The organism is Clostridium pacaense, from assembly GCF_020709765.2.
In the GTDB taxonomy this organism is placed as follows: domain Bacteria; phylum Bacillota; class Clostridia; order Lachnospirales; family Lachnospiraceae; genus Enterocloster; species Enterocloster hominis.
The window spans coordinates 1-433 of sequence record NZ_JAJFEB020000074.1; the positions used below are offsets into that span (position 1 = coordinate 1).

Annotated in this window: 1 protein-coding gene; it reads left to right on the forward strand. The window is 40.4% G+C overall.

What is annotated here, in order from left to right:
• A partial coding sequence (locus LK536_RS58525; protein WP_506092304.1) for a transposase occupies nucleotides 1-408 on the forward strand: 408 nt, incomplete at its 5' end.
• Between the last annotated feature and the right edge of the window lie 25 nt (nucleotides 409-433).

Here is a 433-nt window from a genome sequence, read left to right on the forward strand (position 1 = left end):
AAGACCCGTACCATGGTTGATTGGGCAGAGGAAATTGAATATTTACTAACTGTCATTTATCCGAACCAGGAAAAAGTCATACTGGTTATGGACAATTTAAACACTCACACATGTGCGTCACTTTATAAGGCATTCCCGCCAGAAAAAGCCAGGGAACTGGCGAAACGGCTGGATATCCGCTATACCCCAAAGCATGGGAGCTGGCTAAATATAGCAGAAATAGAACTCAATGTCATGACACGCCAGTGTTTAAAACGCCGGATACCAGATATCAATACCTTGTATTCAGAACTAACCGCTTGGGAAAGTACACGGAATAAAGTAAAAGGTACAGTAGACTGGCAGTTTACAACGGCAGATGCAAGAATCAATTTGAAGTCTCTTTATCCTAAAATTGTGCTTTCATAAAAAGGATACTTCACATAACTAAACT